This window comes from Photorhabdus temperata (assembly GCF_025384845.1).
GTDB lineage: Bacteria > Pseudomonadota > Gammaproteobacteria > Enterobacterales > Enterobacteriaceae > Photorhabdus > Photorhabdus temperata.
On record NZ_JAJAFX010000028.1, the window covers coordinates 66,845 to 74,391 of the forward strand.

Here is a 7,547-nt window from a genome sequence, read left to right on the forward strand (position 1 = left end):
CACGGCGCTTCGACTGGATTATATTCATATGCAGCGCTGGAAGATTCATGAGCACAGATGTGCTTATAAAGCGGCTCCAACCGCTGCATAGATGATGCTGAAATCAAGGCATTGTATTGAAGCACGTCAGTCATCAGATTAGCCTAATTAAGCATTACAAACTTGACGAACAGGACGAGCCACTGAAATCTGTGGGATGTCTTCTACGACTTCTAAGCCGAGATCTTCGACGTTAGCCCCTACCTGATCAGCCTTGCTTTCCATTACCGCATTTCTATCTTCGCGCATGATAACCTCCACCGAACAAACTCACCTTGCGCTATTAACTTTTGCGCAACAACAAAATAACAAGTTCGCTTTAATATTACAATTAAATTAATTGTTTTTTTATTGACATTGTGATGTAAATCATATAATGAAAATCGAGTTCATCGATGGCTATCCTCTCTCTTACTTTCATGATTTCAATAGCCTTGAAATACTGAATAATTTGTCAGATTCATAGAGAGCCTGATCTGAGACACTTTCTTCTATATTAGCAAATATTTCATGCTCGGTATTATAAGATGCCAGATAATATACATAAATAATTTTAATGTATATTTGGGGTGGAAATGTTAAATTTTCTCTATATGGTAGAGACTACTTTCCCGACAGATAACGTCCACATACAATGATTAACTAAATCCAAGGGATCCGCCCGGTAAATTCCGGGATGTTATCAGGAGGGCAACTTTGGTGGTATTTACACTTTTGGCACTAAAAATTCGAGCAATAAATATCAAAACGAGAATTTATTATTTATTTTTACAATTTGATTGTAATTAAAACAAAAATATAATAATAATCTTATTATAGTATTCATTCATAAAAAACCCAGATAAAAAACGGATAGCACCAGATTCAAATCTATTAAATAAACCTATTTATTAAGAAATTATTTATCAAATTAATGACATTGACGCTATAATACTCATCATTCTAACAAATAGAAATTTACTTCGCTTAAAATAATCTAATGAATCAGCGATAGGATTTTTTCACCAGAATTCACATGTCCACACTTTTATTATAAGTATTAAATGGAATTAATAGATTTCTATTTATAATAGTGCGGACTATCTGCTATCTATCTTTTCGCCGCTATCGAACCACCAACGGTGATAGAAATGTCAGAGCGTTTATTCTCATTCTCGCTCCTTTAGCACAAAAAAATATTTTTACAATATATAATTTACAAAAATATCAAATTTTCATGATGGCTCACTAATTTATAAATTAACAGATGGTTACTCTTTAAAATCTTCATGTAGATCTATACTTATCTAGTTCGTTAATATTTTTAGAACACTCTTTTAACCTTATTTTAACCTTACAAGGATATGCATCATGGGTGTTTTTCAGTATAAAGATTTTGATGACACGACTTCTAAAGAGCTATTTTCTGACGCTAAAACTATTTCCGGGTATGCTTACCATAATCTAGGCAGTGGATTTGCCGAAGGGTATTACAACTATGGTTATGGTTTGGGAATACCATTAACGCTGGTGACTGCACTTATCGGTAGTACGACCTCACAGGGCGTCTCGACTAAATTGCCCTGGAACCCAGATGCGGAAAAACAAGCACGGGATAAACTAAACGAAGCGGGATGGTTTACTATCAGCGCCGATGAATTGGGCTATAAGGGGAAAACGGATGCCCGCGGTACCTTTTATGGCGAAAAATCAAGTCATTCCACTGCCCAGGCTGAGGTGATGGGGAAATATGACGCTGACGGTAACCTAACATCAATTGGTATTGCATTTCGTGGCACCAGTGGCCCCCGGGAATCAATAATCACCGATACATTCGGCGACATTATTAATAATGTGTTGGTAGGTTTAGGAAAAACAGAATATTCGAATAACTATACACCAAACGCTTTTGGCCGACTGTTAGATCATGTCGCCAATTATGCCAAAGCTCACGGTCTGACTGGGAGCGATGTTCTGGTCAGCGGTCATAGTTTGGGTGGGTTAGCGGCGAATAGCATGGCGGGGTCCAGCGAGACAAAATGGGGTGGATTTTACTCCCAGTCGAACTATATAACCTTCGCCTCGCCATCGCAGTATGAGAAAGGTAACAAGGTGCTGAACGTGGGATATGAGAATGACCCGGTATTCCGTGTACTGACTGGCACCAGTACTACTGCGGCGTCAGTGGGCGTGCACGATGCACCAAAGGATTCGGCGACAAATAATATTGTCAACTTTAACGATCACTACGCATCAACCGCGTGGAATCTGCTGCCCTTCTCTATTGCCAACCTATCAACTTGGGTTTCGCATGTCACACCTTTCTATCAGAGCGGTATGCAACGGGTTATGGATTCAACATTCTATGACTTGACCCATAAAGATTCCACGATTGTTGTCAGTAATCTCTCCAACGTCACCCGTGGCAATACCTGGGTGGAGGATTTAAATCGGAATGCGGAGAAACATACTGGCAGTACTTTTATTATCGGTACTAACAGCAATGATCTGATTAAAGGCGGTAAAGGAAACGATTATCTGGAAGGTCTCGACGGTAATGATATATTCCGCGATGACGGTGGATTTAACATAATTGCCGGCGGGAAAGGCCATAATACCTTTGACTTACAGAAATCGTTAAAGAACGCGGAAATAGCTTATGACAAGGCGGGAACATTGTATCTGCGTGATGCACACGGTGATATCACTATCGCCACGGATATCTCCACGATAAGAAGCAAGGAAAGTACTTGGCTGTTTCTGACCAAAGAAGTGAATTCGCAGGTCAGAGCCGACGGTTTACACTCCAACCAAGGGGTGAAGCAGTACGCCAATTCAGTAACCGGTAATGATGGGAATGATACCCTCACTTCCAAAACCTCCGGCTCCTGGCTGTTCGGTCTGGATGGTGACGATACTCTGATTGGCTTCGGCAACAACAATGTCTTTGTCGGCGGTGAAGGTAATGATGTGCTGAAAAGTAAGGGTAATAACAATACCTTCCTGTTCAACGGCGATTTTGGACAAGATATTGTTTACGGCTACAATAAAACCGACAAACTGGTATTTCTGGGCACAGAAGGCAGCAGTGACGAAAAAAATAGTTATCTTGATCACGCTAAGATGGTGGACAATAATGTGGTGTTTACCTTTGGACAAAACTCAGTCACTTTGGTTGGAGTAAGTATGGATAGCCTGTTCGCAGACAATATAATATTGGCATAACACAAAAAGAGTGCGATATCCCTATCCATAATGTGGCCATGAAGAATGGCCACCTTTTGGCAAAACAGGCGTTTTTACTTAATTTCCGTGGCCGTATGCTCTGTAAATGGTGTGTGAACCACCGCATATTTCGCCTGCCACGCTTTAGGATTGATCAAATAATGTTGCCGGAAACGTTTAGAAAAATGACTTGGGCTGGCGTAACCCACTGCGGTAGAAACATTAATGACGCTCATCCCTTTTTTCAATAAATCTTCTGCGGTCGTCATACGGACATTTTCCAGATATTGATGAAAAGTACAAAAAACAACAGCACGAAATCCCTCTTTTAATTTCCGCTCATTTAAACCAACCGCTTTTGATAGCGATTTTATCGTCCAGGGATAATGATAATCACTGTTAATTATTTTTATTGCATTGTAAACGGCCCGGCGCTGCAAACTGTTGATCACATCATATTGATAATCATAAATTTGCGCCGATACACAAGCGAGTATCTCTAATGCTTTCGCCTTTAAATAAATTTTTCTTATACTACCATTTAGCTGACACTCTTCTATTTGATTAACTATCTGCATAAATGGTGGGTAGATAGGGCATGCCATCATCAATACATCACTGTAACTGCCGTTTTTCTCAAAACCAGCAGCTAATTGAGTGAAAGGTGGTAACTCCTGGGCGGCAATTTCGCTCAATGAAAAACGAATATCGAGAATATGCCATTCTCCACAACCAAAGAAATTCATGCCTCGTGTTGTCTTAGGTGAATAGAAAAACAGCATCGTTCCTGAATTTATATCTAAAACATCGCCATTTTCAATCGCCATCTTGCCTTTCCCACTTAGAACAAAAGCAATTGATACGGTCGGTGGCCCCTCACAATATTCTATAATATCTTGCTTAATCTCAAAATGAATTCGGTTTATGTGAATTCCATCAGATAATGCTTCTGTTAGAAACGGTGAGTTCGCCTTATTTTCCTCCTCATGTGAATTCATACAATGACCAGCAGTGAAAATTTTCAATTTTCTGCTATAAATCGTATCCATGAGCTCCCCTGTCAAATTAGCGCCAAGTGCCTCAAAAGTACTATTATATTTTTATTTATAATTTAATACCACGCCCTGTAAGCATGGGTTTCCAGCATCCATCTTTTCAACTCAAGAAGGTAAGCACTTGAAAGTAGATTTCTAACTACATATTAGCCATCATTAATGATACTAGTTACAATAGTACGTAATGCGTTACTTTTGTCCCTATCCCGCTAGCCTTGTCCTACGACTCCAGATAGTCTCCTTTTCAGATTTTTTCCACGCTTAACTTTATAAGACACAAATAAAAAGAGTACAAAGAGTATCCATATGAAAAGAAAATATGCTAAGGCGTCTGTCTTATGTTGTCTGATTTCGCCTGTGGCATGGGCTGAAAATTCACCTTTAACGACGGAAGATGCTTTGGTTGTGACAGCCAATAAGCGTGAAGAAGCATTAAATAAAATTGACGGAAGCGTTCTAGTCAAAACTGGCGGGGAACTAGAACACGCTGGTATCACCCAAGTACAGGATCTTGAGCGCGCCTTCCCTGGATTACAAATCCGCTCACACGGTAACCGAACTTATTCGGCAACAACCATTCGGGGTATCAGTTCACCAGATTTCTACTCACCTTCTATTCGCATTTATGTTGATGGTGTTCCTCAGGATCACCAGTTTTTAACACAAGAGTTGATCAACGTAGAACGTGTAGAATTATTACGCGGTCCTCAAGGCACTTTATACGGCGGAAATGCGCAAGCCGGTGTTATCAATATTATTACCCGCTCACCGAAAGAAGGTCCCTGGCTTAACCTCTCCGCTAATTACTCTAAGCTGAAACAAGGAGGCTCTTTCAGTGGTTCAATTCCACTTATTGAAGATCTCCTTTATGGCAGCACCTCCCTGCGCTGGGTGAAAGAACCCGGACAAATTGATGCACCAAATCATGGTGGTAAAAATATCGACTCCAGCAAAACCTGGCTCGGTAAAGGGCAACTGACATTTGCGCCGGAAAATTCTCCTTTCAGCGCTGAGTTTAGCTTTGCCCATGAAGATCTTAATTCCCATGAAGAGATTTATTTGACTGACGAGCAATTTCGGCAGAAGAAATATGATGGCCCTATTCCTGATCTGACACGACAGGTTGACAGTTATGCACTTAGAGCTGAATACGATCTCGGCAGCAGTACATTGACCAGTGTGACTTCTTATCAGGATCGCGATATTTACCGTGATTTCATCGGTGGTAAATGGAAAGAGAAACATCACGCCACAACCCAGGAACTGCGTTTAAACTCCGACTTTTCAAATGGGGTTACCAGCGTGTTCGGCGGTGGGTTTTCAGATGAAAGTAATAAACATCATACCAGCAGCTATCCCGGTTACTATGGTGATGCCTTTAACACAATAAAAGGAAGAGCGCTGGCACTATTTGGTGAAGTTAAATTACCGGTTGCTTCTCAATGGGATCTTACCCTTGGCGGTCGTTTGTCACATGAAAAATCGCAGATAGACTATTCAGGCCGTGCTGGCATGATGGCGGTCGAAGCTTTTGATAACCAGGTCTCCAGCAATGAATTCACTCCTAAGGCGGCCTTGGGCTGGCAATTGACGCCAGATACCCGTTTCTATCTCTCTGCCACTAAAGGATACAAACCCGGCGGATTCAATAATATTGTCTCCTCCGCCAACGATAGAAAGCCCTACAATACTGAAACTTCAGATAATTATGAGTTTGGCTGGCATACATCGTTCTTTGATAACGTCATGACGTTAGATAGTGCTGTTTACTATATCCGTTCAAAAGACAAGCAGATCTATGTTGGACCCGTCGCTATGCAATCCATTCGCAATGCTGGCAAAGCGGAAAGTAAAGGTATTGAGCTGAATAGTCAGATTAAACCCATGCAAGGGCTTAAACTTTCTCTTGGTGGCAGTATCAGTAAATCAAATTTCACTAACGCGACCGATACAGAAACGGGTGTAAGTTATGACAACAAACGTTTGCCTTATGCACCAGATGTCATGCTAAATGCAGGTTTCGACTATCTGATTGATCAAACACTGTTACCGGGTAACCTCTATTTAAGTGCTGGTGCCCGCTACTATTCAAAAAGTTACTTTAATGCAGCGAACACCCTTGAACAAGGAGGATATACCCTTTACGACGCTTCACTCAGTTTAGAAATGGAGCATGGCGTTAACATAAAACTTTACGGCGAAAATCTGGGTGACAAAAAATACCGAGTCTCCAGTTTCCAAGTAGGGCCAAATACACTCAATATGATAAGTAAGGGCTTGAATGTTGGGCTGGATGTGAGCGTTGCACTATGACGCACAATATCTTCCACCCCGTCATGTATTGTTGCTGCTGACTTTGGCGAGTGTTTACACCATCCAAGCTGCCCGGCGCGCTCTTAAAGTAGGCAAGGATATGCAGTTATACATTAAATGATTTAATGAAAGATAATGCCTTAAGGACTACCTATATATGAATCAATCGAGATGCAAGAATTTCCCTTTAATTACTCGTCAGCTAACAAATATGTGGGATAAAAGTTCGGAACTGTGGTTTGTAAAAGATAGAGAATTCCGTTTAATTTATGGAAACAAGGTATTTATTAAAGTTAATAAACTCCCTAAAGACTTTGATGTTATCGGGTATTCTGAAAAAGAATTGCTGACACCATTTCAGCATTTTGCCCACTTGTTTGAAGAACACGACAGTAAAGTCTTAGAGCATATGCAGAGAATATCAGCCATAGGGATTTACCCAGTGGGGAAAAGTGAACAATTTAGATCTTATTTTTATAACAAATTCCCATTAATGGATGAAAATAATCAATGTATTGGTGTAGTTTCTCATGCCAGAGAAATAGAGCATTTTGCAATGGATCATTATATTAAACATCATATGCTTACCCCTGTTAAATTTAAGCCGCCGAACGATATATTAAAAGAGAAAGAGTGGGTGATTATTTTCCTGTTTTGCTGTGGTCTCAGTAATAAAAATATAGCGGTCAAAATGGATATTTCATGCCGTACTGTGGAAAAATATTTCGAAGATATCTATGAGAAACTTTCTGTTGGATCAGTTATAGAGTTAAGATTATTTTGTAAAGAAAATGGCTATGACCTCTATGCTCCACCAAGATATTATAAATCTATGGGCTATTTTTTATTAAATTAACATTACGGTCTGCCAAGCTTTAGGAATTACAAATAAGAATATTATTTTAAATAGACACGACCATAATATTAAATTATATT

5 protein-coding genes are annotated in these 7,547 nt (G+C 40.0%); 3 read left to right on the forward strand and 2 right to left on the reverse strand.

Annotated features, from left to right (window positions below; all coding sequences use genetic code 11):
- Positions 1-147: 147 nt before the first annotated feature.
- Positions 148-288: a hypothetical protein gene (locus LGZ99_RS12690; RefSeq protein WP_023045740.1), complete on the reverse strand. Its 141-nt coding sequence runs from the start codon at positions 286-288 to the stop codon at positions 148-150.
- A 1,101-nt stretch (positions 289-1,389) separates the two neighbouring features.
- On the opposite strand from LGZ99_RS12690, the gene LGZ99_RS12695 reads away from it, so the two are divergent.
- Positions 1,390-3,243 (forward strand): polyurethane esterase, encoded by a 1,854-nt coding sequence (locus LGZ99_RS12695; RefSeq protein WP_036839883.1) that lies wholly within the window; start codon positions 1,390-1,392, stop codon positions 3,241-3,243.
- Positions 3,244-3,317: 74 nt separating this feature from the next.
- Here LGZ99_RS12695 and LGZ99_RS12700 read toward each other — a convergent pair whose 3' ends face one another.
- Complete coding sequence (locus LGZ99_RS12700; RefSeq protein WP_036839885.1) at positions 3,318-4,292, reverse strand: helix-turn-helix transcriptional regulator; 975 nt, start codon at positions 4,290-4,292, stop codon at positions 3,318-3,320.
- Positions 4,293-4,604: 312 nt separating this feature from the next.
- Here LGZ99_RS12700 and LGZ99_RS12705 point away from each other — a divergent pair, with 312 nt between their 5' ends.
- Positions 4,605-6,611, forward strand: coding sequence for a TonB-dependent receptor (locus LGZ99_RS12705; protein WP_036839887.1), 2,007 nt, complete (start codon positions 4,605-4,607; stop codon positions 6,609-6,611).
- 157 nt (positions 6,612-6,768) lie between these two features.
- Positions 6,769-7,467, forward strand: a complete 699-nt coding sequence (locus LGZ99_RS12710; protein ID WP_036839889.1) for a helix-turn-helix transcriptional regulator — start codon at positions 6,769-6,771, stop codon at positions 7,465-7,467.
- The last annotated feature ends 80 nt before the right edge of the window (positions 7,468-7,547 follow it).